The 25,407-nt window shown below is 54.7% G+C and carries 20 protein-coding genes and 4 tRNA genes; 9 read left to right on the top strand and 15 right to left on the bottom strand.

From position 1 onward, the window contains the following. Nucleotides 1-17: 17 nt before the first annotated feature. From FKN99_RS08365 to FKN99_RS08345, 5 genes are all read right to left on the bottom strand, one after another. A tRNA-Val gene (locus FKN99_RS08365) sits at nt 18-93 on the bottom strand. Between the two features lie 39 nt (nt 94-132). After that, a tRNA-Asp gene (locus FKN99_RS08360) sits at nt 133-209 on the bottom strand. Nucleotides 210-247: 38 nt separating this feature from the next. Further along, nucleotides 248-324: transfer RNA gene (locus tag FKN99_RS08355), tRNA-Asp, on the bottom strand. Between the two features lie 59 nt (nt 325-383). Next, nucleotides 384-459 (bottom strand) — tRNA-Val (locus tag FKN99_RS08350). 88 nt (nt 460-547) lie between these two features. Next, nucleotides 548-1,285, bottom strand: a complete 738-nt coding sequence (locus FKN99_RS08345) for an alpha/beta fold hydrolase (protein WP_172117431.1) — start codon at nt 1,283-1,285, stop codon at nt 548-550. A 144-nt stretch (nt 1,286-1,429) separates the two neighbouring features. Here FKN99_RS08345 and FKN99_RS08340 point away from each other — a divergent pair, with 144 nt between their 5' ends. From FKN99_RS08340 to fnr, 4 genes are all read left to right on the top strand, one after another. Further along, nucleotides 1,430-3,286 carry a heavy metal translocating P-type ATPase metal-binding domain-containing protein gene (locus FKN99_RS08340; RefSeq protein WP_172117430.1) on the top strand — a complete coding sequence of 619 codons (1,857 nt, stop codon included), beginning with the start codon at nt 1,430-1,432 and terminating at the stop codon, nt 3,284-3,286. Beyond that, nucleotides 3,283-4,008: a sulfite exporter TauE/SafE family protein gene (locus tag FKN99_RS08335; RefSeq protein WP_172117429.1), complete on the top strand. Its 726-nt coding sequence runs from the start codon at nt 3,283-3,285 to the stop codon at nt 4,006-4,008. The genes FKN99_RS08340 and FKN99_RS08335 overlap by 4 nt, the downstream gene beginning before the upstream one ends. An 84-nt stretch (nt 4,009-4,092) precedes the next feature. After that, entirely contained in the window at nt 4,093-5,520 is a 1,428-nt protein-coding gene (gene hemN / locus FKN99_RS08330; RefSeq protein WP_172117428.1) for an oxygen-independent coproporphyrinogen III oxidase, read from the top strand. A 62-nt stretch (nt 5,521-5,582) separates the two neighbouring features. Beyond that, on the top strand, nt 5,583-6,335 hold the full coding sequence (gene fnr / locus FKN99_RS08325) for a fumarate/nitrate reduction transcriptional regulator Fnr (RefSeq protein WP_172117427.1): 753 nt from the start codon (nt 5,583-5,585) through the stop codon (nt 6,333-6,335). Here fnr and ttcA read toward each other — a convergent pair. From ttcA to FKN99_RS08310, 3 genes are all read right to left on the bottom strand, one after another. Further along, nucleotides 6,322-7,233, bottom strand: coding sequence for a tRNA 2-thiocytidine(32) synthetase TtcA (gene ttcA, locus FKN99_RS08320; RefSeq protein WP_172117426.1), 912 nt, complete (start codon nt 7,231-7,233; stop codon nt 6,322-6,324). The two genes, fnr and ttcA, sit on opposite strands and share 14 nt — an antisense overlap. A gap of 171 nt (nt 7,234-7,404) precedes the next feature. Next, on the bottom strand, nt 7,405-8,055 hold the full coding sequence (locus FKN99_RS08315; RefSeq protein WP_172117425.1) for a 3'-5' exonuclease family protein: 651 nt from the start codon (nt 8,053-8,055) through the stop codon (nt 7,405-7,407). An 8-nt stretch (nt 8,056-8,063) separates the two neighbouring features. Continuing rightward, a complete protein-coding gene (locus FKN99_RS08310; RefSeq protein WP_172117424.1) occupies nt 8,064-9,878 on the bottom strand; it encodes a putative nucleotidyltransferase substrate binding domain-containing protein in 1,815 nt (604 codons plus the stop codon). Between the two features lie 734 nt (nt 9,879-10,612). Between FKN99_RS08310 and FKN99_RS08305 the strand changes: the two genes are divergently transcribed. The 4 genes from FKN99_RS08305 (at nt 10,613) to FKN99_RS08290 (ending at nt 17,335) form a co-directional block, all read left to right on the top strand. Then, the gene (locus FKN99_RS08305; RefSeq protein WP_172117423.1) at nt 10,613-10,873 is read left to right on the top strand and encodes a DUF4212 domain-containing protein; all 261 of its coding nucleotides are present in this window, start codon (nt 10,613-10,615) and stop codon (nt 10,871-10,873) included. Nucleotides 10,874-10,879: 6 nt separating this feature from the next. After that, complete coding sequence (locus FKN99_RS08300; protein WP_172117422.1) at nt 10,880-12,676, top strand: sodium:solute symporter family protein; 1,797 nt, start codon at nt 10,880-10,882, stop codon at nt 12,674-12,676. A 102-nt stretch (nt 12,677-12,778) separates the two neighbouring features. Beyond that, nucleotides 12,779-13,300 carry a hypothetical protein gene (locus tag FKN99_RS08295; RefSeq protein WP_172117421.1) on the top strand — a complete coding sequence of 174 codons (522 nt, stop codon included), beginning with the start codon at nt 12,779-12,781 and terminating at the stop codon, nt 13,298-13,300. 90 nt (nt 13,301-13,390) lie between these two features. Beyond that, complete coding sequence (locus FKN99_RS08290; RefSeq protein ID WP_172117420.1) at nt 13,391-17,335, top strand: hybrid sensor histidine kinase/response regulator; 3,945 nt, start codon at nt 13,391-13,393, stop codon at nt 17,333-17,335. Nucleotides 17,336-17,408: 73 nt separating this feature from the next. Here FKN99_RS08290 and FKN99_RS08285 read toward each other — a convergent pair whose 3' ends face one another. The 3 genes from FKN99_RS08285 to FKN99_RS08275 all read right to left on the bottom strand — a co-directional run bounded on the left by FKN99_RS08285 (nt 17,409) and on the right by FKN99_RS08275 (nt 21,045). After that, nucleotides 17,409-18,071, bottom strand: a complete 663-nt coding sequence (locus FKN99_RS08285; RefSeq protein WP_016916171.1) for a LuxR C-terminal-related transcriptional regulator — start codon at nt 18,069-18,071, stop codon at nt 17,409-17,411. A 272-nt stretch (nt 18,072-18,343) separates the two neighbouring features. Continuing rightward, nucleotides 18,344-20,293 carry an acetate--CoA ligase gene (acs, locus tag FKN99_RS08280; protein ID WP_172117419.1) on the bottom strand — a complete coding sequence of 650 codons (1,950 nt, stop codon included), beginning with the start codon at nt 20,291-20,293 and terminating at the stop codon, nt 18,344-18,346. Nucleotides 20,294-20,463: 170 nt separating this feature from the next. Beyond that, nucleotides 20,464-21,045, bottom strand: a complete 582-nt coding sequence (locus tag FKN99_RS08275; RefSeq protein ID WP_172117418.1) for a SprT family zinc-dependent metalloprotease — start codon at nt 21,043-21,045, stop codon at nt 20,464-20,466. A 69-nt stretch (nt 21,046-21,114) separates the two neighbouring features. Here FKN99_RS08275 and FKN99_RS08270 point away from each other — a divergent pair, with 69 nt between their 5' ends. Further along, nucleotides 21,115-21,783, top strand: a complete 669-nt coding sequence (locus FKN99_RS08270; protein ID WP_172117417.1) for a YecA/YgfB family protein — start codon at nt 21,115-21,117, stop codon at nt 21,781-21,783. Nucleotides 21,784-21,809: 26 nt separating this feature from the next. Here FKN99_RS08270 and FKN99_RS08265 read toward each other — a convergent pair whose 3' ends face one another. The 4 genes from FKN99_RS08265 to adk all read right to left on the bottom strand — a co-directional run bounded on the left by FKN99_RS08265 (nt 21,810) and on the right by adk (nt 25,149). Then, entirely contained in the window at nt 21,810-22,937 is a 1,128-nt protein-coding gene (locus FKN99_RS08265; protein ID WP_172117416.1) for a phospholipase D-like domain-containing protein, read from the bottom strand. A gap of 50 nt (nt 22,938-22,987) precedes the next feature. Then, on the bottom strand, nt 22,988-23,695 hold the full coding sequence (locus FKN99_RS08260) for a class I SAM-dependent methyltransferase (protein ID WP_172117415.1): 708 nt from the start codon (nt 23,693-23,695) through the stop codon (nt 22,988-22,990). Beyond that, a complete protein-coding gene (gene tsaB / locus FKN99_RS08255; RefSeq protein WP_172117414.1) occupies nt 23,692-24,390 on the bottom strand; it encodes a tRNA (adenosine(37)-N6)-threonylcarbamoyltransferase complex dimerization subunit type 1 TsaB in 699 nt (232 codons plus the stop codon). The genes FKN99_RS08260 and tsaB overlap by 4 nt, the downstream gene beginning before the upstream one ends. Before the next feature lie 105 nt (nt 24,391-24,495). Further along, nucleotides 24,496-25,149: an adenylate kinase gene (gene adk / locus FKN99_RS08250; protein WP_172117413.1), complete on the bottom strand. Its 654-nt coding sequence runs from the start codon at nt 25,147-25,149 to the stop codon at nt 24,496-24,498. Nucleotides 25,150-25,407: the final 258 nt, after the last annotated feature.

The following is a 25,407-nucleotide window of genomic DNA, read 5'->3' as shown; positions in this document are numbered from 1 at the left end:
TTTAAAAGGACTTTAAATGGTGGGTGGTACTGGGTTCGAACCAGTGACCCCCAGCTTGTAAGGCTGGTGCTCTCCCAACTGAGCTAACCACCCAGGGTGTTGATCTTTAATCAACGAATCTGCAAGTTATCGTGGCGGACCGGACGAGACTCGAACTCGCGACCTCCGGCGTGACAGGCCGGCATTCTAACCAACTGAACTACCGGTCCGAATAGCGATAACTGCTACAAAGTAAACCGTATGATGATGGCGGACCGGACGAGACTCGAACTCGCGACCTCCGGCGTGACAGGCCGGCATTCTAACCAACTGAACTACCGGTCCGCATTACATCATGCTGATATTACTTTGGTACTGCTTTACGTTTCCAGGCCATCTTTCGATGGTGGGTGGTACTGGGTTCGAACCAGTGACCCCCAGCTTGTAAGGCTGGTGCTCTCCCAACTGAGCTAACCACCCGCTGGTCACGTGGCGCTGCATTCTACAGAAGCCTCGCTGAATGTCAACACGTTATGTTTAAACTTTGTGATTTAAACCAGCGCGTTGCTCACATTCCCGAAGGCGTTCCATGAGCGCGGACGAAGGATGCCGCAAGTGAGGCCGCCTCGTCAATCAAAAACTCATGTTTTAATCCAGAAGCGCGCCGTGGCTTAAAGTCATGGTCACCATCGGTTAACCAGTCAAGCCTGGTTTGAGGCGTTAATGGATAGCCAATTACTTCTTCACGCGTACCAAACGGGTCACGCTCGCCTTGCAGTACCAATACCGGACAGTGAATATCAGGCCAGTGACTTAACCGACGTTTTTCAGGCGCTTTCGGCGGATGAAACGGATAGCCCGCGGCGATAACACCAGGGCAAGCCCGCTGGCTGGCCAACATCGTCGCAATTCGTCCGCCCATTGACTTTCCGCCCACCCACAGTGGCGATGCCGCCAATGGCGCAAGCAGACGATACCAGGCAGTAAAATGCGCTACCGTGTGAGCAACCGGCGGTGGCGGGCGGCGTTTACCCTGTTGATTAATCTGCTGCATATAGGGAAAGTCAATCGCAAACACCTGAAGCCCCTGGGCTGCCAGCCCATTGATCATGCGCTGCATAAAAGATGACTGATGCCCAGCGCCTGCGCCATGCGCCCATAAAATTCGCCCGATATGCGCCCGCCCCACCACTGCCAGCGGCCCAAGCCCCTCCACCAAAAAGAAGCCGGGGGCTTCAGTTTTCGCCAAGGTATCTTCCAGCGCGTCTGGCGGAAGGGGCAAATATCCTGCATAAGCGTCTGGCATCACTGTTTTCTTTCTCCTGGCATTTTAATCCGTTAAACCTTCACTATTCATTCAAGAGTTTTCCGATGGCTGCTACCTTAAGGAAACACTCTTGCCTGATAAAACGTTGATGATACGGTTATTTAAAGCACGGGCAGCGAAGCCATGACAACGTTACCGGCCTCCTCTTGTTACCACTGTGGCAGCCCTGTTCCGAGCAATGCGCCTTGGCATATAACGCTGGATGCCACCACGTACCCGTTGTGCTGCCCAGGCTGCGAGGCCGTTGCCCATGCCATTGTACAGGGCGGCCTGGCGCGCTATTACCAGCAGCGCACTGAGCTGCCCGAAACGCCTGCCGGAGAGTCTCTCGATAGCGATGCCTGGGCGTATTTCGACAGCCCTGAATTTGAAACAAAATTCCGGAAAACGTTGCCCCTTGGCGTCGACAGTGACCAGTTAAGCGCTACGCTCGCGGTAGAAGGTATTACCTGCAATGCCTGTGGCTGGTTAATTGAACATCGCTTAAATGCGCTGAAGGGCATCGCCTCAAGTGCCGTCGATTTATCACGGCATCGCCTTCACGTTAGCTGGCACCCCAGCAAGCTTAAGCTTTCCCAGCTACTGGCCGAGCTTGCCGGTATTGGCTACAGCGCCCTGCCTTTTGAGCCAGACCCTGCACAGGAACGCGGGCGCTATAAAAAGCGCCTGTGTGCTTGGCGGCTGGGAGTATCGGGGGCGTGCCTTCTCGGTATCACGCTGCTCATGCTTTTTTTGCCGAGTGAAGTACGAGGGGATCTCAATACGCGTACTACTACGCTGCTTCACTGGCTTCCCATGGTACTGGCAACGCTTGTCATGCTGTTTGCCACGCCGCCTTTTTTTCGACAAGCGCTTGCCGATATAAAGCGTGGCTTGTTGGGTCCGGCCGTGCCTATTGCCCTGGCACTGGGCTGCGCTTACCTGGCCAGCGGCTACGCATCGTTTTTTCACACAGGGGAGCACTACGTTGGCATGTACGTTGGCATGATTGCGCTGCTCACAACGCTGTTACTCCTTTTTGGCTGCGCTCGATCATTACCCATTTTAAGAAGCCCTCAAGACACATTTAAAGGAGCCCTACCCGCCACGACCATTCGACGTACCCCCGATGAAAGCGAACGAATTTTACCCGCGAGTGAGCTTTGCCCAGGTGATCGTATCGTAGTGAACGCGGGGCAGCGGATACCTGCTGACGGCATTATCGAGCAAGGCACATCAAGCCTGAACACCTCACAGCTCACAGGCGAACCGCTCCCGGTGAGTTACGCGAAAGGAGATAGCGTGCTGGCAGGCTGCCAAAACCTCGAAAACCCGCTGGTGATTAACGTAGTCCAACCGCCTGCCCGCGCCCGTATTACAGCGCTAGGCGCCCTGGTTGGCGCTGCTTTTACTGGAAAGCACCTGGCCAGCATTAACGCACGCGGCGTGCACAAATGGGCCGTTGGCCTGCTTATCATAGCGCTGGGGGTGACAGCCCTCTGGTGGTGGTTTAAACCGCTAATGGCATTGGATGTACTGCTTTCGCTGCTAATAGCAGGCAGCCCGTGCGCACTGGCGTTGGCAACCCCAGCGGCGCTAACGGTCGCTTACCAGCAGTTACGTGCACGAGGCGTGGTGATAACGAATCCTCGCGCCCTGCTTTCATTGGCCACAACAACGCAGCCTGCAGATGAGGCGATAGCGTCTTGCTCAGACGTGGTCATACTCAGCCCACAAAGCGGGCGCTCCGTAGAAACCCTAGCCATTGCCCGCGCCACGCAGCGCTGCATACAACACTCAATGGGCATGGCGGCCTCCATCAGCGTGATAGCGCTTTGCCTGGCGGCAGTGGGCGCTCTATCGCCGTTTGGCGCCATCACGAGCGCTGGCGGCAGTGTGCTTGCCGTCATTGCTAATACGCTACGCTTTTCACACAGGCTATCTACTTCCAACGTATCCACCTCCCATTTATCCACTTCAGCAGTCAAAGGCGTGCCATGAACCCGACCGGGCTTGATCTTCCTCCGCTTATCGCCGCGTTCGTGTTTGGATTGATGGGCGGGGCCCACTGCATCGGCATGTGCGGAGGCGTCATGAGCGCATTAACCTTTGCCATTCCGCCCAGCATGCGTAGCTCGGCGCGTATGGGCGGCCTACTGCTAAGCTACAACTTGGGCCGAATATTAAGCTACATGACGGCAGGCGCGCTGGTAGCCGCGTTGGGCACCGTGCTTTCGCCCTCACTGCTGGCGCGCCAGTTGTTGCAAGGCGTTGCAGCGCTCATGCTGATTCTCATGGCGCTGTATATTGCTAACTGGTGGAAAGGGCTTTTGCGCGTGGAAGCCGTGGGCAAACGATTATGGCGTCACCTTGAGCCCTGGGGCCGACGCTTGATGCCGGTGGTTCATTTCCCCCAGGCATGCGCGCTAGGCGCCATTTGGGGCTGGCTGCCCTGTGGGCTGGTGTATTCAATGCTGGCCTGGAGCCTGGCGACGGCCCGGCCGCTTCAAGGGGCTTTATTAATGGGCGCTTTTGGCCTGGGCACCCTGCCTACACTACTGGCCACAGGACTTGCTGCACGCAAGCTTAAACATCTTATTCGTCACCCCGCGACAAGAACCATCGCTGCGCTCGTCATTATCGGCTTTGCCGTATGGCAGCTTTGGGCACTCAACATGCACTCAGGTGGGCATTCAGGCGGACACTCACACGCCAATCATTGACCTGGCGCAACGCACTACAGCGCTATGTTCTCTAGCCTATCGGTAGCTTTTAAAACGTATTTTCAGCTACCGGAGCGCCTCTTCATGCCTGTATGTGCCACGGCTGTCCCCTCATCCGTTACTGCTACCGCGTCATCCAGCACCCGCTGGGATGAAGCATTGCTGCGCCGTTATGATAAAAGCGGCCCACGCTACACCTCCTACCCGACGGCGCTGGCCTTTCACGAAGGGTTTACCGCCGAAAATGCGACCCAGGCCATTGAGCGCAGCAACGCAAGCCAGCGCCCGCTCTCCATCTATGTCCATATCCCGTTTTGTCGCAAAATCTGCTTTTATTGCGCGTGCAATAAAATTGCCACGAAGAACACCGCCCTGGCCGAGTCGTATCTCTATCGGCTAGATCGTGAGATGGTCCTGACGGCCCGTCATCTGGATACAAAGCGCCCTGTCAATCAGTTGCACTGGGGCGGAGGCACCCCTACGTTTCTTTCACTGGAGCAGATGGGCGACTTGATTGACCGCCTGGACGCACGCTTCGGTCTTTCAAACGCACCAGAGCGTGACTACGCCATTGAGATCGACCCGCGCGAAGCCGATGTTTTAACCCTGCGCCACCTGCAGTCTTTGGGCTTCAACCGCCTGAGCCTTGGCGTACAGGACCTGGACCCACGCGTTCAAAAGGCGATTAACCGTCATCAGCCTCGCGTGCTTACCGAAACACTAATGGATGAAGCACACCGGTTGGGCTTTCTCTCGCTGAATCTGGATTTAATCTACGGTCTGCCCTTTCAAACGGAAAGGAGCTTCGCCAAGACGCTTGAACAGGTGATCGCGTTAAATCCGGCGCGTTTATCCGTGTTTAATTACGCGCATTTGCCTGAACGCTTCAAGCCTCAGCGACGTATCAGCGTGGATGACCTGCCAGGTGCGGATGAAAAGCTTTCGATTCTGCGTACGACCATCGACATGCTGACCGCTGCGGGCTATCAACATATTGGGATGGATCACTTTGCCAAACCCAATGACAGCCTGGCGGTTGCCCAAGCCAACGGCACCCTACAGCGCAATTTTCAGGGCTACTCCAGCCATGCCAGATGCGATCTTATCGGTCTGGGCGTGTCAGCTATTTCCCGAATAGGCGATAGCTATGCGCAAAACCCTACTGACCTGGCTAGCTACGAAGAGAACCTGGATCAAGGTCGACTGGCTACCGTGAAAGGCGTACGATTAAATCAGGATGACCTAATACGAGCCGACGTTATCGAACGTTTAATGTGCGATATGCGCCTGGATTTAGCAGCGGTTAGCCGGCAATGGCAGGTTAACGCCAACGACTACTTTGCCAGTGCGCTGGAAAGCCTACGCACTGCTGAACAGGACGGGCTAATCGTTCGCTTGGATGATACGCTTGAGGCGACGCCAATGGGCCGTTTACTGATTCGCCAACTGGCCATGGCGTTTGATGCTTACCTTCCGGGGCACTCAGGCCAACGCTACTCAAGAATCGTTTAACCGGCGGCATCAACGCCTGCGGTAGATAGCCATTTAGGCAAAAGAGAAACAGGGAGATAGTCATGCTACCCTCGACAAGCCAACGACGCTCGCTTCTTCAAGAAGCACGCTGCCAGACCTGCAGCCTAAGCTCGCTTTGCCTTCCACTAGCGCTTGAGCTTGAAGGCATGGGGCAGTTTGATGCCATCATCAGACGCCGAGCACCGCTGAAAAAGGGCGAAACACTGTTTCGTCAAGGCGACCGTTTTACCAGTGTGTATGCCGTTCGCTCAGGCAGCCTAAAACAGGTAACCAGCGAAGGTAATGGCAACGATCAGCTCACTAACTTCTTTTTGCCCAGCGAGCTTGTCGGATTGGACGGCATTGACGAAGAGCACTACCCAGGCAGCGTGATTGCCCTTGAAACCACCACCATCTGCGAAATTCCCTTTGATCGGCTGGACCTGCTTTCAGAGGAGCTGCCGGAGCTTCGTGGTCAGCTGTACCGCAGTATGAGCAAGGAGCTTCGCGATGACCGGCGCATGATGCGCCTGTTGTCGCGCAAAACCGCCGACCAGCGGCTGGCCAGTTTTCTACTGACGCTTTCAGAGCGTTTTCGGCGTCGGGGTTACTCGCCTTACAGCTTTAGGCTTTCAATGGCGCGTGCGGATATCGGCAATTATCTGGGGCTGGCGGTTGAGACGGTCAGCCGTATCTTGAGCCGTTTTCAGCAGCAAGACGTGGTGGCCGTCTCAGGGCGCGAGGTTAACATCCTCGATATGCAGCGGCTTATAGCGCTTGCTGAAGAGGAAGAGCCGGTGATTAGCTCACGTTAAATGCTTCAATACGCCCCGCCATGAGTGCTTCCTGTTTGGCTTCCAGTCCCGCAAAGTCAAACAGGTCGCGGTCAGCTAGCTGCGAAGGCGCGACGTTAGTGACCGCTTTAAACATGCTTTCCAAACGCCCCGGATACTTTTTGTCCCACTCGGCCAGCATTTCCTTAACGACCTGACGCTGCATGTTCGGCTGCGAACCGCACAGGTTGCAGGGAATAATCGGGAACTCCATCAGGCGCGAAAACTCCGCAATATCCGCCTCTTTACAGTAGGCCAGCGGACGAATCACGACATTCTTGCCGTCATCGGAAAGCAGCTTGGGCGGCATTGCCTTCAGGCTGCCGCCAAAGAACATATTGAGAAACAGCGTTTCCAGAATATCTTCACGATGATGGCCAAGGGCGATCTTGTTGGCGCCGATTTCTTCGGCAAACCCGTAAAGCGACCCGCGCCTTAACCGCGAGCAAAGCGCGCAAGTTGTCTTGCCTTCCGGCGTTTTTTCTTTCACTACCGAGTATGTGTCGCGCTCCAGAATGCGGTACTCCACGCCGAGTTTTTCCAGATACCGGGGCAGTATATGCTCAGGAAAACCAGGCTGCTTTTGGTCCATATTGACCGCCACCAGTGAAAAATTCACCGGCGCATTGCGCTGCAGGTTGCGTAAAATCTCAAGCATGGTGTAGCTGTCTTTACCACCCGACAGGCAGACCATGATCCGATCACCCTCATTGATCATTTGGTAATCGATAATCGCATTACCTACCTCGCGCCGCAGTCGCTTTTGCAACTTGTTGAATTCGCGTTTTTGTTTGGCGTCCTCAAGCGCCGGCTGGCCTTGCAGGTCAGGCGTCGGTGCAACGGTTGCCGCGGCGGGGTCAAAATGATCAAGGTGTTGCATGATATAAGCACTGCCAATGGTAGAAGGAGCAGCCGCTATTCTAACAATACTCCCGCCGTTCACCCAACTGGCAAAATCACGTCGTTACTATGGTCATAACTACGGTCATCACTATGGTTATCAATACGGTTATCAATACGGCCATCGGCACAGGCGCCATTACGCTTGAAGCTAACCCGATTGCGCCATATCACGCTGTAAGCGCATATACAGCAAGGCGCTTGCGGTGGCTTTACCTAACAACCTCTGGGTCGAGATAGCAGGCACTTGCCAGCAGGCCAGCGCCTCGGAAAATGGTTGGGAAGACTCCACTAACGGGTGTAAACGGCGCAATTGGCGTTGATGCAGTTTGGCCACATCGACCTGAACATTAGGCAGCCCAAACCCGAGGTGCGTTCTAAAGGCTCTATTAAGCATGCAAAACTGCTGGTCCAGTTGCCACCCGACCAGCGGCCGGTTGCCAATAAAATCGGTAAACGCATGCAGTGTCTCGGCACAGAGGGGTACCGCCGTGGCGGGATTGTAAAGCCGCTGATGCTGGCGCAGCGCCGTCTGGTCAACCGTTTGTGGGTCGGCAAACGTCGCCACCCACGCCTGGCTTGTGTGCACTTGCTGTTGATTAAGTACCACAGCAGCCACACTTAATACCGACGTTTCACCGGGTATTGATTCGCAAGCCAGCGCCACTAGCTCTTCCCCCATATAGGGCTGGAAAAGCCAGGCGTAAGGCGAATTCGCATAGCGGCGCCGATCTCGCTCACGCTTAAACATTCTGCGCAGCGTTTGCCCCAGCAGTGCCATGCCTTTTTTGCTGCCTTGCATAGCGCTGCTCATGAATACTCTAAATGGTAACGATAGGAGAGGCGCTGTTTAAAGTCTTTAACGATATGTAGCGACTCGCGCAATAAATCGCGCTCAAGTGACGAGAGCTCTTGCACCACCACGTGATTGGAGCGCGCATCGTCCATATCCTGCCCGCTAAGTTGCTGTTTAAGACGCAGCTCGGTCAACAGTGAAAGTGCCTCTCCTAAATCATCAGCTGTGCGCCGTTCAAGGCGGCCATCATCAACCAGTGCCTCCAACCTGCCCAGCGTCGAGGTTACGCTGATGCGCCGCTCAAGCGCCATGGTACGTACACCGTGGACAATCGGAAAAATGCCGCCTTTTTTGATATCGATACCGTGCTGAGGCTTTTTAAGCGAACCAAAAAGCGTCAGCGGTGTTGAAAAACGCAGAGCCGCACGCGCAAAGTAGGAAAGCAGAATTTCATCATGGGCACAGCGCGCAAATAGCGCCTCGCGCACGCTTTCAAGTAAACATGGATTCCCTGCCATTGAATGAGCGTCCAGCATAATGGCAAGTTTCATTAAACTATCGCCATCGCGCACGTTGGCCCATTGAGCAATACGCTTCTTCCACTGAGAAACGCTGGCAACCCACTCGGGGTTAGAGACCATAATATTACCAGGGCACGGCGGGTAACCCAGTTTTATGAGCGTCTCGGTTAAGGCCTGCATATCATCGGCGACACTTGGCCACTGGGCGTCGTCGTCTAAAATCAGACCATTATCCTGATCCGTTTTCAAAATTTGCTCGCCGCGCCCTTCACTCCCCATCACCATCAGGCAGCTATGCTGATGATGCTCCTCATTGATAACAAAATCCCAGGCCTTGCTCATAATCCGGCCATTCAAGGCCGCCAGCAGGTCCATGGCAAAATTAAGCTTAACGCCTTGTGCCATCAGGGCTGTGACAAGTTCAGGGGTGCGATGACTAGCAACTGCCAACGTTTCCAAGTCATCAGCCTGCTCCACCTGCAGACTAACAACGTAACTTCGGCTGGAAAAATAACTCAGCACATCCGTCAGCTCGACCACGCCTTTTAACGCGGCCTGCTCCATCACCACAACGCGGGTAACCTTGTGCCGAGTCATTAACACCAGGGCTTCAAACAGGTACTGCTCAGGCGTTACCGTGACAAGGGAGAAGTGCGCCACCTGACCCACCAGAGTGGCTGACGTGAAGCCGCTCACGACCAGGCCATTGAGCAAATCGGTTTTCGTCACCATGCCAAGCTTGCCTTGGGTTTCCACCAGCAGGCTGTCAGCATGGCTTTCGTTAAGCTTTTCAACCGCCCCGGCAATAGTGGTAGAAGCATCCATCAGTAGGGGCGCTCGCATACATTCACTAATGCGGGCCAGCATAAAGCCTGCCATGGTGACGCCACCGTCGGCGCGCTTTTCTGTCAACAAGCGCGCCTTGTGAGCAAGTGACTGCCTAAAGAACTGCTCAAAAGGAGGGTACTGGCGACACAGCTGGCTAAACAGGAGGCTGGGCATGGTGTAGCAAAGGCACTCCTGCTCAGCCTGAAAGCGGTAGCGGCTTTTTCCGTTCAAGATGCTAATGGCGCCAAACAAGTCCCCTGCCGTGTAGTGCCCAATGTGAGCACTTGCCGCAGGCAAGGAGGGATCTATCTCAGCGACGTCTCCCTTATGAATAAGAAAAACGTAAGCACCCTGCTCGCCCATTTCCAGGATAATGTCATCGCGGTCAAAATAGGCAAGGTCCATGCCTCGACGAACATGCTCGCGCCCCGTGTCATCAAGCAAGGTAAATGGCAGTTGGGACAGATCAACATCAACCATGGGCATGTCCTTACACGACAAAAGAAAAAAGCGACGTCCGTAAAATTGGAAGTACGTCAATCAACGGGTGAAGTACTTCTTTCTGGTTTACGGTGCTTAAGAGCCAGCCTACTACTTTTTATTAATAACGGTAGCGTCAGACGACTGCCTAGCATAAGTCCTTCTCAATAAAACAAGCCAACTAACCCAAACAAGCCTGTACAAAAACCTGCCACTAAAAACCTTCCACCAAGAAACACATACTACTCTATATACCTTTATCTATTATTCCAACGTCGCCCCGACGTTGGTTTAAACGACTAAAGTAGCACCTCCCTAGCAACTAACCGTTAGCATTGAACGCTATTTTAAAGTAGCAAATATTATCTTTTAACCAAACCCTAGACCATCGTTCAACTAACGGGTAGTCTGCTGAAAAAATATACGTAAAAACGCTAATATTCAGCCATTTGAAACACTTTATTTAGTCTACAATAGATAGTGATACCAAAGTCTGGGATTATTTTTTAGCGATTATTGTTCAGTATTGACAATGCATCATTCAGGGTAATTGCACAGCGCTAACCAAAACTTACCAAAACCTTATAAAACGCTTGTATCAACGGTAATAACCAATAACCAACCAAGAGGCAAGACCAAGCGGTAGGTAGTTTTAGCGTGCCATTACCCTGACATGCTAAACGCTATTCCTGGTGAACTTTCCAAACCTAAAAACACAAGTGGAGAGCAACACAATGGCAGATGACAAATCCAATGCTGCGGAATACTGGAAAGCCAACGTTCGTTTAATTACCGGGTGCCTTATTGTGTGGGCGTTCGTGTCTTACGGATGTGCGATTTTGTTTAGACCGCTTCTAGCAAGCATTCACATAGGGGGAACAGACCTGGGCTTCTGGTTTGCTCAGCAGGGCTCGATCCTTACCTTTATTGCTCTGATCTTCTTCTACGCCTGGAGAATGAATCAGCTCGATAAGAAATTTGGCCTTGAGGAGTAAGTCAGAATGAGCCAATTTGCAATCAACCTGCTTTTTGTAGGCGCCTCCTTTGCGCTCTATATCGGTATCGCGATATGGGCGCGCGCGGGCTCCACAAAAGAGTTCTATGTGGCTGGCGGTGGTGTTCACCCGATCACTAACGGTATGGCCACAGCGGCCGACTGGATGTCAGCGGCCTCGTTTATTTCCATGGCGGGCCTGATCGCCTCTGGCGGTTACGCCAACTCAACCTACCTGATGGGCTGGACCGGCGGCTTCGTTATTCTGGCTATGCTGCTCGCTCCCTACCTGCGTAAATTCGGCAAGTTTACCGTTCCAGACTTTATCGGTGAGCGCTTCTATAGCCGTACCGCTCGGGTCGTCGCGGTTATCTGCCTGATTATCGCATCGGTTACTTATGTAATCGGGCAAATGACCGGGGCTGGCGTTGCCTTCTCACGCTTTCTGGAAGTACCCAGCACTTGGGGCATCTGGATCGCTGCAGGGATTGTTTTCCTGTACGCCGTCTTCGGCGGTATGAAGGGCATCACTTATACTCAAGTCGCCCAGTACATCGTACTGATTGTGGCCTACACCATCCCGGCTGTGTTCATTTCCATGCAGTTGACGGGCAACCCCATCCCCATGTTCGGTATGTTCAGCTCCCACACGGAATCTGGCCTGCCATTGCTGCAAAAGCTTGATGATGTCGTCATGGCACTTGGGTTTCAGGATTACACCGCCGACGTCGACAACAAGCTGAATATGGTGCTGTTCACGCTCTCGCTAATGATCGGTACCGCTGGCCTTCCCCACGTTATCATTCGCTTCTTCACGGTTCCCAAGGTGGCTGACGCACGCTGGTCTGCGGGCTGGGCGCTGGTCTTCATCGCGCTGTTGTACCTAACAGCGCCAGCCGTAGCCTCCATGGCGCGTCTGAACCTGATGACCACCGTTTATCCTGAGCTAACCGGCCAGGTTGAGAATTATGAGGAGGCCGGTGCCGAGCCAATCTTCTACGAGGATCGTCCTGAGTGGTTCCGCACCTGGGAAGAGACTGGCCTGATCACGTTCTTTGACTTTAACGATGACGGCCGCATCCAGTTCTATAACGATGCCAACGCTGAGTTTGACGTTATCGCTGATAGTCGCGGCTGGGAAGGCAATGAGCTGACGGTCAACAATGACATTCTGGTTCTGGCTAACCCAGAAATCGCCAACCTACCCGCCTGGGTAATTGGCTTGATCGCGGCGGGCGGTATTGCGGCCGCCCTCTCGACAGCGGCGGGTCTGCTTCTCGCTATCTCGTCGGCGATCAGTCATGACTTAATCAAGAACACGATCAATCCGAATATCAGCGAGAAGAAGGAGATGTTAGCAGCACGTATCTCTATGGGCGGGGCTATCTTGCTGGCCACCTATCTTGGCTTGAACCCGCCAGGGTTTGCGGCACAGACCGTCGCCCTGGCCTTCGGTATTGCCGGCGCCTCGCTGTTCCCGGTACTGATGATGGGTATTTTCTCAACTCGCATGAACAGCACCGGAGCCGTGGCCGGTATGCTGTCAGGCCTGGCGTGTACCCTGCTGTATATCTTTACCTACCTCGGCTGGTTCTTTATCCCGGGCACCAACATGCTGCCCAATACCCCGGATAACTGGCTGTTCGGTATCTCCCCGCTCTCCTTCGGTGCGGTGGGCGCCATGATCAACTTTGCCGTTGCCTTCCTTGTCTCTAGCATGACGGCGCCGCCGCCTAAAGAGATCCAGGAGCTAGTGCAAAGCGTACGCTATCCAAAAGGTGCTGGTGCCGCAGTTGATCACTAAGCCATAATCGTTCCTGAATGCGCTCGCCAGAGCACATTTCACGGAACCCATGTCGAACCGGGCTTCCTTTGGGAAGCCCGTTCTCTTTCAGGAAATCGCTTTATGATATGGCACTTGATTGCCGCTATTTTTGCTGCACTGGCCGCTGCGGGGATTGGTTTGATTCTGCGCAATCTATCTCGCAACCGGCTTCCTAAATGGATAGTGCCGGTGTTTGCGGGGCTGGGTATGCTCGGTTATCAGATTCACGTGGAGTACTCGTGGTTTGAGCACAAACAACACCAGTTACCTGAATCATCCGTCATCGTCAGTAGTGCCACCGGAACAGAAGTATGGCGCCCATGGACGTTTGTTTTCCCCATCACGACCCAGTTTAGCGTGGTGGATAGCGACAACATTATTACCCGCGATATTGAAGGCGACCAGGTGGTAGAGTTTATTCTTTACCAGTTCATTCGCCGTCATACTGATTTTGTGTCTACTCAACCCTACTTGCTGAACTGCGAAAGCCGTGAACTGGTGCCGCTAAGCAACGAGGCTGGCGAGGCGCAGTTGAGCGAACTTCGCCTCTTGCGCGAAACATCCACGCTGTTAGCCACCGTATGCGGGAATGCCGACGCATAGGAGAGACGCAAGCGTTGCTCTTCGCCTAGAATGGGGCTCTTTACACGCGCCGCTCGCTGGGCGAGATAAACGTTGGTGGGGGAAATAGGCATGTTTCACGGTGGGCTGCTGGTCGCGGTATCCTTTCTTTATATCGCGATTCTCTTCGGTATTGCCTGGCACGGCGACCGCCGTGCCCGCACCCACGGCTCCAGCCGCCGACGCCCCTTCATATATAGCTTGGCGCTGGCCATTTACTGCACCTCCTGGACATTTTACGGCGCGGTAGGCCAGGCAGCCACGGCAGGCTGGTCCTTTGCGAGTATTTTTGTTGGTCCTATCCTGACATTTTTACTGTTTTGGCCGGTTCTCGCCAAAATGATCCGCGTTGCCAAACACCAAAACGTCACTTCTATCGCGGACTTTATCGCCTCGCGCTACGGAAAGACGCAGTCGCTTGCCGCGTTTGCAAGCCTGGTCGCGCTGATCGGAACGCTTCCCTATATCGCGCTACAGCTAAAGGCTGTCTCGTCCACGTTTAGCGTGCTAACCGATGCCAGCGATAGCGTGGGAAGCCCGCTCTTTGGCGACACCGCCTTTTATATAGCCGTTATTATGGCAGTGTTTGCCATTTTGTTTGGTACCCGTCATACCGATGCGACCGAGCACCATGAAGGCTTGATTCATGCCGTCGCGTTTGAATCCATCGTCAAACTTGTCGCATTTATTGTGCTAGGCGCCTTTGTTACCTGGGGCATGTTCGATGGCTTGAGCGAGCTAATGGGGCACGCAGAGAGCCAGCTTGGCCTTCAGCGTCAGCTCGCCAACCAGGACTTCGGCCAAAGCTTTTGGGCACAAACGCTGCTCGCGATGCTGGCGATTCTCTGCCTGCCACGTCAATTTCATGTCGCCGTGGTTGAAAATATTCACCCGGATGACGCCACCAAAGCCCGCTGGCTGTTTCCGCTTTATCTGTTGGCTATCGCTTTTTTCGTTGTGCCTTTGGCCGCAGCCGGGTTACTGCTCTTTTCAGAGAGCGGCGTCGAGCCTGATACCTATGTGTTGGCGCTTTCCATGGCCTCGGGCCATGAGTGGTTAACGCTGCTGACCTTCATTGGCGGGTTTTCAGCCGCCACCGGCATGGTGATTGTTGCAGCAGTCGCCGTTTCCATCATGATTTCCAATGAAATTGTTATCCCGGCCCTGTTCCGGTTGCGCTGGTTTGATACCAAAGCCCGCGACTACGGACGCCTGGTCCTGCGAGCCCGTCGCATCACCATTGCTGTCGTGTTGGCGATGTCCTACGGCTTTTACCGACTCATCGTCGAGCTCACTTCGCTTGCTTCTATCGGCATGCTCTCCTTTGCGGCCGCCGCGCAGTTTGCCCCTGCGGTCATTGGCGGGCTTTACTGGAAACGCGGTAACCGGTTGGGCGTTATCGTGGGAATGAACGCAGGCTTTGCCATCTGGGTTTACAGCCTCTTGTTGCCCGCCATGACGAATGCCGGCGTGCTGCCCCTGGCATGGCTCTCTGACGGCCCGATGGGGATTGCCTGGCTCTCTCCCACTGCCCTTTTTGGCCTGAACCTGGGGGATAGCTTTACCCATGGCGTCATGCTATCGCTGGGCGTTAACCTGTTTTGCTATATCTTCATCTCCCAGGTGACCTCGCAGCGAGTGGTTGAGCGTATCCAGGCCTCGCTATTTGTCGATAGTGTTGAAACGCGCCAGACCTCGGTGAACCGCCCGTGGACAGGTGCCACGACGGTGGGCGACCTAAAAGTATTATGTGAGCGCTTTTTGGGCGCAAGCCAGGTGGAACGGGCATTTGAGGATTACGCGCGCCGCCTGGGCAAGCCACTGGACTACAGCACACGCGCCTCCATTGATGTTATTCAATTTACCGAGCGGTTTCTTGCCTCGGTACTCGGCGCATCCTCGGCACGCATTGTCGTTAACTCAGCGCTACAAGGACGCGGAATCGGCATTTCCGATGTTATCTCTATTGTGGATGAAGCGTCACAGGTACTGGAGTTCAACCGGGCACTGCTGCAGGCCACTATCGAAAACATTAACCAGGGGATTAGCGTTGTTGACCAAAATCTGTGCCTGGTCGTCTGGAACCAACGCTATCTTGAGCTGTTCCGCTTTCCCGACCATTTAATTCGCGTCGGCGCGCCAATTGATCGCATCTTCCGCTATAACGCTCATAACAGCGAATATGGCCCGGGCGACCCCGAAGAGCATGTCCAGCTACTGCTGGATAATATTCGCGAAGGTCACCCTCATCGCTACGTACGCTATCGTCAGGATGGCAGCGTGCTGGAAGTTCAGGGTAACCCGATGCCCGGCGGTGGATTTGTTTACACGTACCAGGATATTACCCAGCAAAAGCGGATTGAAGAGGCACTGATTCGTTCCGAAAACAATATCCGTATTTACACCGATAATGTCCCTGCGCTCATTGCCTACTTTGATAAAGAGTGCCGCTACCTGTTTACCAACCGCGCCTATGAGCAAGCATTTAACATTGATCGTAATGCGGTGATTGGCCGGCGCTTTGAGGATGTGCTGTCACTTAAGCAGTCAGAAGAGCGTGGCCCTTGGGTCGCCCGAGCACTGAATGGAGAACGGGTAAGTTTTGAAGTCTCCATGCACGTCAACGATGTCATGCGCCATATGCTGGTCACCTATACCCCTCACTTTGGCGACAGCCAGTCGATTCTGGGCTTTTTCTCGCTTTATCAAGACATTACTGAGCGTCGACAAGCTGAAATAGCGCTTGAAGAGACCAATGAAACACTAGAAGAGCGCGTTCGCGAGCGTACCCAAGCACTTTCTGAAGCCAACGCCGCCCTGCGTCAGGAGAACCGTGTTCGCGCCGAGGCCGAGCAGGCCCTGCGCCAGGCCAAGCAACTGGCGGAAGATGCCAACGCCTCTAAAACACGCTTTTTAGCAGCAGCAAGCCACGATTTATTGCAGCCGCTGAATGCTGCTCGGCTGTTTACGTCAGCGCTTATGCAAAACGTAACCACTCCGGATACGCAGCGTACCATCGGGCATATTGATAACTCGCTACAGGCCGCTGAAGAGCTGTTGAGCACGTTGCTGGATATCTCCAAACTGGACGCCGGCGCGCTGACACCGCGCCGCAGCCACTTTGCACTCGCCGATATATTCCGCCCGCTGCGCGCTGAATTTGAAGTCATGGCCGATAACCGCGGCCTGGATCTCAACGTTGTGCCAACCCAGCTATGGGTTGATTCGGACCCGCAGATGCTGCGCCGGATCGTGCAAAACTTCCTTTCCAACGCGGTGCGTTATACGCAGGATGGGCATGTGCTGCTGGGCTGTCGTCGCCAAGGGCAGCGGCTTTTAATAGAAGTCTGGGACAGCGGCCCCGGCATCCCCGAGTCCAAGCTCACGGAAATCTTTCAGGAGTTCCGCCGTCTGGATCAGGTATCGCGTCACAAGGAGAGTGAAAAAGGCCTGGGGCTTGGGCTCTCGATTGCTGACCGCATGAGCCGAGTGCTTGACCACCCGATTAAGGTTCGCTCCTGGGAAGGTACTGGTACCGTGTTCTCCGTCAGCGTGCCTGTAGTAGCGGCCAGGGCAATCACCGCTGCCGAGCAGCAAGAGCCTACCAACCGGCGCAGCGGCAATAAGCTAGCCGGTGCGCGCGTTGTGTGTATCGACAATGAAACCCTGATTTTGGAAGGCATGACCGCCATGCTCAGCGGCTGGGGGTGTGAAGTCTTTACCGCCACCAGCATTGGGGGCGCTAAATCCATCCTGCGCAACATGGATGGCGACCCGGATGCGATCCTCGCTGACTACCACCTGGACAATGAAGTGACCGGCTTGATGGCTCTGGACGCACTGAGCGAGCGTTTATCGGGCGCGGTGCCCGGCATTGTGATTACCGCTGACCGTACCGAAGCCGTTGCGGACAAGGTCAAACGCGACGGCTATCAACTGCTGCTGAAACCGGTAAAACCTGCCGCCCTTCGCGCGCTATTGACCCGCACGTTACAGGCCAGCCGGGCCAATACCTAGCCTATATGTACCGCAGAAAAAAACCGCTTACGTTGTGCGTAAGCGGTTTTTTTTAATCACGCCACGAGAGCGTTTATGACTCGACTTTAGGCGGCTCGACTTCCAGTTTTTGCGCCGCAATGACCGCTTGTGTGCGCGAATGAACGCCCAGCTTGCGTAAAATCGCCGTCACATGAGCTTTAATCGTTGCTTCAGAAACGTTGAGCTCGTAGGCAATCTGCTTATTGAGCAGCCCCTCGGTTAGCATATTCAACACACGAAACTGCTGGGGCGTTAACGAAGCAATCGCTTCAGCAAAGCGCGACTCCTCTTCACTGGTCTCTTCCAACACGTTAGCCAACGCCTCTGGCAGCCAGACTTCACCCTGAAGAATTTCGCCTACCGCTTCAGCAATCAGCTGCAACGACGATGATTTAGGAATAAAGCCCGAAGCACCGTAGTCAATTGCCCGCCGCACGACGTAAGGTTCATCACTGCCCGACACCACCGCCACCGGAATATCCGGCATTTGGCCACGCAACTGAATGAGCCCTGAAAAGCCATGCGCACCTGGCATGTGCAAGTCCAGCAAGATCAGGTCGGCATCAGGATGGCGATTAACCACTTCCGTTGTGGCTTCCATGGTGTCGGCTTCGACAATCTCAGCCTGCGGGGCTAATTGGCGCAAGGCCTGAGTGAGCGCTGCACGAAACAGCGGATGGTCGTCTGCAACGATAAACTTATGGGCTACTGCCATGGATATTCCTCCGGTTCCTCGTGCAGCGGAAATACGTGCCGCTACGACGCTAGGCTCAAACGGTCAACGCATGGTACCCCAAGGTTTCTTCATGCCCAAGCATACCTGCATATTTTGTCATCATTATGTCACCCTTTTAAACGCAACAGTGCCGACCCTCTGGTCGGCACTACAACGCATAAGCGCAGCATGCTGCTATTTGCGCTCTTTTTGGCTGACACTCATCAACTTACGTAGCACTCATCACGCTTAAGCCACTGAGTAGTAAGCTACTATTGATTGGCTCGATGCTCAATCAATTCGTCAACCACTGAGGGATCAGCCAGCGTGCTTGTGTCCCCCAGGCCATCACATTCGTTGGCCGCTATCTTGCGCAAGATACGCCGCATAATCTTGCCCGAGCGCGTTTTAGGCAGCCCCGGCGCCCATTGGATCACATCGGGGGAGGCAATAGGCCCAATATCTTTACGCACCCACTGAGTCAGCTCTTTCTTAAGCTCATCAGATGGCTCAATGCTATCGTTCAGTGTTACATAGATATAGATGCCCTGCCCCTTGATATCGTGGGGGAAACCTACCACCGCCGCTTCAGCCACCGCCGAGTGCGCAACCAGCGAGGACTCTATTTCTGCGGTGCCCATGCGATGGCCCGACACATTAAGCACGTCATCCACACGTCCGGTAATCCAGTAATAGCCATCTTCATCACGACGGCAGCCGTCGCCGGTGAAATACATGCCATCGTAGGTGGAGAAGTAGGTCTGCACAAAGCGTTCGTGATCGCCCCAGATAGAGCGCGCCTGCCCCGGCCAGGAATCAAGGATCACTAGATTGCCTTCGGCGGCGCCTTCAAGCTGGTGGCCTTCGTTGTCCACCAGGGCTGGTTGTACGCCAAAGAAGGGCAACGTGGCAGAGCCAGGTTTTAGATCCATTGCGCCGGGCAGCGGAGAAATCATGATGCCGCCGGTTTCCGTTTGCCACCAGGTATCCACAATGGGGCAGTTTTCGTTGCCAATCACCCGATAGAACCACTCCCAGGCTTCCGGGTTAATCGGCTCGCCTACCGAACCCAGCAGGCGTAGGCTGTCGCGTGAGCTGGTGCTCATCACGTTGTCACCATGGGCCATCAGGGCACGCACGGCAGTGGGCGCGGTGTACAGAATGTTGACCTTATGCTTATCAACAATTTCACCCAAGCGCCCGTGAGTCGGATAGCTGGGCACGCCTTCAAACATCAACGTGGTCGCACCGTTGGCAAGCGGCCCGTAGACGATATAGCTGTGTCCGGTCACCCAGCCCACATCAGCGCTGCACCAATAGACCTCACCCTCCTGGTAATCAAACACATACTGGTGAGTCATGGCGGCGTAGGTAAGGTAGCCACCCGTCGTGTGCTTAAGGCCTTTAGGCGCACCTGTTGAGCCGGACGTATACAGGATAAACAACGGATCTTCGGCGCCCACCGGCTCGGCGTCGCACACCGCTTGCTGTCGATCAACCAATTCATCAAACCAGAGATCGCGGCCTTCTTTCCAGTCGATGTCACCACCGGTACGTTTTACGACCAGTACGTTCTTGCAGACATCGGTGCCTTCGCGAGTAAGTGCTGAATCGACGTTCTCCTTGAGCGGCACGTGTTTGCCACCACGCACTGACTCGTCGGCGGTAATAATCAGTTTGGAATCGGCACCAACAATCCGCTGGGCTACCGCATCGGGCGAAAAGCCACCAAAGACGACCGAGTGAACCGCACCAATCCGCGCACAAGCAAGCATTGCCATGGCCGCTTCAGGGATCATGGGCATGTACATCGTCACCGTATCGCCTTTCTCAACACCCAGCGACTTCAGGGCATTGGCCAATTGGCAGGTGCGCTCATGCAGTTCACGATAGGTAATGTGCTTGGATTCATCAGGATTATCGCCTTCCCAGATAATCGCCGTTTGATCACCGCGCTGTTCAAGGTGCCGGTCAAGGCAGTTGGCACTCACGTTGAGTACGCCGTCCTCAAACCACCGAATATCCACATTATCCCGTTTAAATGAGGTGTTCTTGATGATGGTTGGCACTTTAATCCAATCAAGACGCTTGGCCTGCTCTGCCCAGAAACCTTCGGGATCATCCTTGGACTGCTGGTACATGGCCGTGAACTTTTCTTTATCGGCCCAGGCGTTGGCGGCGATAGCATCGCGCACCGGATAGACGTTTTGATGTTCGCTCATAGTTGCCTCATGTCCGTAGAAACGCACTCTCAATAGGAATGTAGTCGGTATTATTCTTTGTTGCCCCGACACCACTGAATGTTCCCCTAGCATAAACCTCCCTTAGGCGGCTTCCTCTTAGACATTGGTATTAACATTTTTTATTTAAAAAACAGCAACCTGGATGACTTTCAACGATTATCGTAAGCGATATAGACCAACGTCTCCTGGCAATGACGACAACGATAGCGGCGCCCCTTGTTAACTAGCGCATGGCGCCTGGCCGTCAACAGGTGTTCACGGCAAGCGCACTGATAGCGGTAAGGTGCAGGCTGAGCCTTATGAACGTCGAAGCGGTGGGTAACGTGAGGGGCTAGCCCAAACAAGTCCCGCATCACGGTTTTCCACTCTTGCCCGTGTGGTTTTAAGCGTCGCCCGTCACGTAGATGAAACACCAGCCAATGCGCCATCTCATGCGGAATCACATCGTTAAAAAACGCAGTACGATTGTCACTAAGCAAAATAAAATTAAACCTCAGGCCACCGCGCCCCCAATGGGCTTGCCCCGCTGAAGCGCCCTTTAAATCAAACCATACCCGGGGCCGCGGCAACTGCGGATACACTTCCAGGCAGCGCTGCCACGCTTGCTCGACCCGGCTTAATGCCGCTTTTTGTAGCGCCTCGGGTGACAGCGCCGCCAATTCATCTTCCGGCCAGGGCGGCAGCGGCAATGTACCCGTTAGCGATGCGCCTATTAGTGATAAACTTGTCATTAATGAATGCCTAAATGATGGTTACCCATTAGTATCATTTTTTAAACGACCCAACTCATGAGGCTTGCTATGGCAGAGCGCCCCGACGATGCAAACGCGCCAGAGACTGTCCCTCCGCAGCCACTGCTGACCGATGAGCAGCTCGACAGGCTGGATGATTTCCTCGACTCAGACCAGGTCGATGAAGACGCGCTGGACGTGATCTCCGCCCACGGCTTTCTCGTGGCACTCGCGGTAGCCCCCAGCGAAGTATCACCGGCCCAGTGGCTCGTTGAGCTGTTTCAAGGCGAACCGCGCTATGCCGATGATAACGAGCGCAATGAAATTGTTAATCTGCTAACCCTGCTGCGCAACAATGCAATGGCCGTGCTGGAGCAAGGCGGACTTCCTGAACTGCCTTTTGATTTAACCCTGGATGGGCTGCCTGCGGAAGAAACACCGATTGGCGACTGGTGCGCGGGCTTTATGGAAGGCGTCTTCAGCGATGAAAGCGCGTGGTTCCAGGAGGATGAAGAAGCCGCGGCAACACTGCTTTTGCCCTTTATGCTGCTTTCCGGGCTATTTGATGATGAGCCCGACATGGCCGAGATGGCAAGCGACACGGCACACCAGGAAAGCCTGGTAGCGCAATTGCCAGAGCTCGTGCTTGATTTGTATTTGCATTACCGCGTTCCACCGGAAACGCCCAAACCCAAGCCGCGCAAAAAAACGCCTGCCAAGAACCGCAAGCGTCGCTAAGTCAGTGTTCATTCAACCCGGTATCGTTACTTAAGCCGGGTAATCACTGAATCCAGCGTACCAAATATCCATTCAAAGGCGCGCTGCTTCCAGGAGCGCGCGGCCCACTCCTCGGCCAGCACTTCCTTGCTGGCCGAAAAATTACGCTCAAACATAGCGCACACATCCTGAGCAAGCCGCTCGTCCATCACTTCCTGATTGGCCTCCAGGTTCCAGTGCAGATTCCAGTGATCGAAGTTACACGAGCCAATACTCACCCAGTCATCCGCGAGTACAAATTTGGCATGAATAAACGTCGGCTGGAATTCGTAAATGCGTACGCCCGCTTTAAGCATCGACTGATAAAAACGTTGTCCTGCGTAACGCACGCTGGGGTGGTCATGCTTCGCGCCGGGCAGCAAAAGGCGTACATCCACGCCCCGCTTTGCAGCCCGCGCCAAGCGACGGCGCAGTGTAAACGTAGGCACGAAATAGGGCGTACAGAGCCAAAGGCGCCCTTGAACGCCCTGCACCCGGCGGTAAAGCGAGTGACGAATCGCCTGATACCGGTAGCCTCGGCCCTGTATGGCTCGGCCGATTGCCCCGCCTTCAAACGCCTCTGCCTGGCGCTGTTGAGGAAGAGGCGCCGGAGGACGCTTATCCTCTGCGCGTGTTAAGCGCGAACGCCAAAGGGTGCGAAAAAGCATCTCCCAGTCGGCGATGACCGGGCCTTCAATACGCACGGCAATGTCGTACCATGCCTCTAAAAATTCATCGACGGCGCCAAACCCACCGGTAAAGGCTATTTGTCCATCGACCACTATAATTTTGCGGTGGTCACGACTAAGGTTCCGGGCCAGTGAGTGGAGCCCCACCGGATTGAAAAAGCGCAGCGCCACGCCCGCGTCAAGAAGCCGCTCGCGGTCGCTGCTAGCAAGCCCCTTGGAACCAAAGCCATCCAACAGCAGATACACCCTTACACCCCGCTGGGCTGCCGTTGTTAGTGCTTGTATCACCTGGTCAGCAAGCGCTCCCGACTCCATCAAGTAAAGCTCAACCAACACATAGTGATTGGCGTGGTTGATGGCTTCAAGCATGGCGGGTAGAAAGCGAGACGCCTCTGGCAGCAGGGTAAATCGATTGCCCGCATGCCATGTCAGGGGCTGATACTTCATAGCGCTCTGCTCCTGATGAAATACCTCGTTAATGCGTAATGGGTATCGACTCAACGATGAAGCGACTGCTTAACATAGAGATCATAGCGGCTGGTCTTTCCCTCCAACACATGCTGAGGCGCGGGGCCTGCAATCGGAGGGGCTTTACGGGGACGTTTTACCACCACCCGGTGTGTCGCTACCTCCAGAGCGGCTTCCAACAAACGCGGCGCATCATCGTCATCGCCCGCCAATTCGCGAAACAGGCGCATCTCTTTTTTGACCAGCGCCGACTTTTCCCGATGCGGAAACATCGGGTCCAGGTGCACGACCTGTGGATCAAACGCGGCCTTGGCAACCAACGCTTCAAGCGACTGAGCCGCGTCGCCATGGCGTAAGGTCATGCGAGCGATGATATCAGCGATATCATGCGCTTTAGCGGCTCTCAGCAGGCCGTCTTCCAACAGCGCGGCAATCGCGCTGACACGCTCAACCAGCAGCACATGAGCGCCCAGTGCAGCCAGTACAAAGGCATCCCGCCCAAGCCCTGCCGTCGCATCGACAACGCTTGGCGTCACGCCTTTAGCAAGCCCGCACGCCTTGGCAACCAGTTGGCCTCGCCCACCGCCAAACTGACGCCGATGGGCTGCTTTACCCGTCACGAAATCAACGCTTAGCGGTTTACCATAGCGTTTTTCATCCCCTGCCAGCACTAAACGTCCCTCGCAATACGTAAGCGCCAGTCCTTCTGGGAGTACGGCCTTTTCAGGCAGGCTCATGCCGGCTTTTTCCAGGCAACGTTATTGCGCAAATACACCGGCTGAGCCAGATGCGCCGGCTGACCTAACCCTGCCGCTAAATCATCGGCACCCAACCAGGCCATCTCTTCAGCACGAGGTTCCATATCAACCAGGTGCTGGCTCATGCTCACTTGCACCGTGGCTGCAAAGCGCTCCCAAAGCGTAAAACCTGAGCCTACGCCGACCCAGTCAGTTTCAGCTTCAGGTAGCGAAAACGCTTCCGGGGCCAACACGGCTTCAGCTTGTTCCAGACTCACGCTATCGTTCAAACAGTGCCATGTGGCCGCGTAGATCTCGCCCATACGCGCATCCAGAGCAGTGACGATATAGCGAAAGTGAAAGCGCCGGTGGGCCTGGAGAGCCAACGCCTTGAGCGTTGAGACGCCGAGTAATGGCCGGTCCAAACCAAAGGCCAGGCCTTGTGCCGTTCCGGTAGCGATTCTCAGCCCGGTAAATGAGCCCGGCCCTTGTCCAAAGGCAATGGCGTCGAGCGCCGCCGGTGTAATCTGCGCTTGCGCTAACAGCTCGTCCACCATCGGCATTAACCGCCGAGTATGCGCACGCGGCGTCATCTCGTAGCGCGCTAGACATTCGCGGTCAGCGCCGTTCTGACGTAGCAGTGCTACCGAGCAGGCGCTGGATGAGGCATCTAGCGCAAGAAGGTGTAACGACATAGCAATTCCGCACTCGTGATAAGTAGTCGAACATTATACCTTTAGTGCGCCCATACGACGATGGCCCGCGCTTGGCGGGCCATCGGCTTAGCGAGCATCGTGTCATCAGCCAAGGGCTTCTTTTACCTGGCGCGTAATATCGGCAACGCTGCCTACGCCTTCAACACGGTGGTACTGGGGCGCTGCTTCAGCGTCCTTGTTTGCCCACTGCTGGTAGTAATCCACCAGCGGTGCCGTTTGATCGTGATAAACCGACAAGCGGTTACGCACGGTTGATTCCTGGTCATCTTCACGCTGAATAAGCTGCTCGCCCGTTACATCGTCTTTGCCAGGCTCTTTAGGCGGATTATGATCGACGTGGTAAACACGCCCGGACGCCGGGTGAACGCGGCGACCCGCCAAGCGGTTGACAATTTCTTCATCCGGGACAGCGATCTCAAGCACGTGGTCAATCTTCACGCCACCCTCTTTCATGGCATCGGCCTGAGGGATGGTCCGCGGGAACCCGTCAAACAGGAACCCATTCTCGCAATCTGGCTGGCTGATACGCTCTTTCACCAAGTCAATAATGATCTGATCAGACACCAGGCCACCACTGTTCATTATCTCTTTAACTTTTAGCCCCAGCTCGGTGCCGTCTTTGATTGCCGCGCGTAGCATATCCCCGGTGGAAATCTGAGGAATCTTGAACTGCTCGCAAATATATTGAGCTTGAGTCCCTTTCCCCGCGCCGGGGGCACCCAACAGGATTAAACGCATGGCCACTGCTCCTTGAAAGTAAAACGCAATAAAATGAATTAACCGACAATAACCGGGCCACTCATGCGGCACAACTCCCCAAAAGCCTGAGAAGGGTATTTTTGTAAGATTTTTTTAAATAAAACAGCCAAGTGATGCACGCCAGGCGCACCGACCGCCTCGTTTGAAGCGCTAAACGCAAACGGCGCCCATCACTGGGCGCCGTTGACTAAACCTAATTTGCAGCTACTTTCTCATATACTGCTGCGTGGATTGCCG

It is taken from the genome of Halomonas hibernica, from assembly GCF_013183775.1.
GTDB lineage: Bacteria > Pseudomonadota > Gammaproteobacteria > Pseudomonadales > Halomonadaceae > Vreelandella > Vreelandella citrativorans.
Note: the sequence above shows the minus strand (reverse complement) of the source record. Positions and strands in the feature narration are given on the sequence as shown.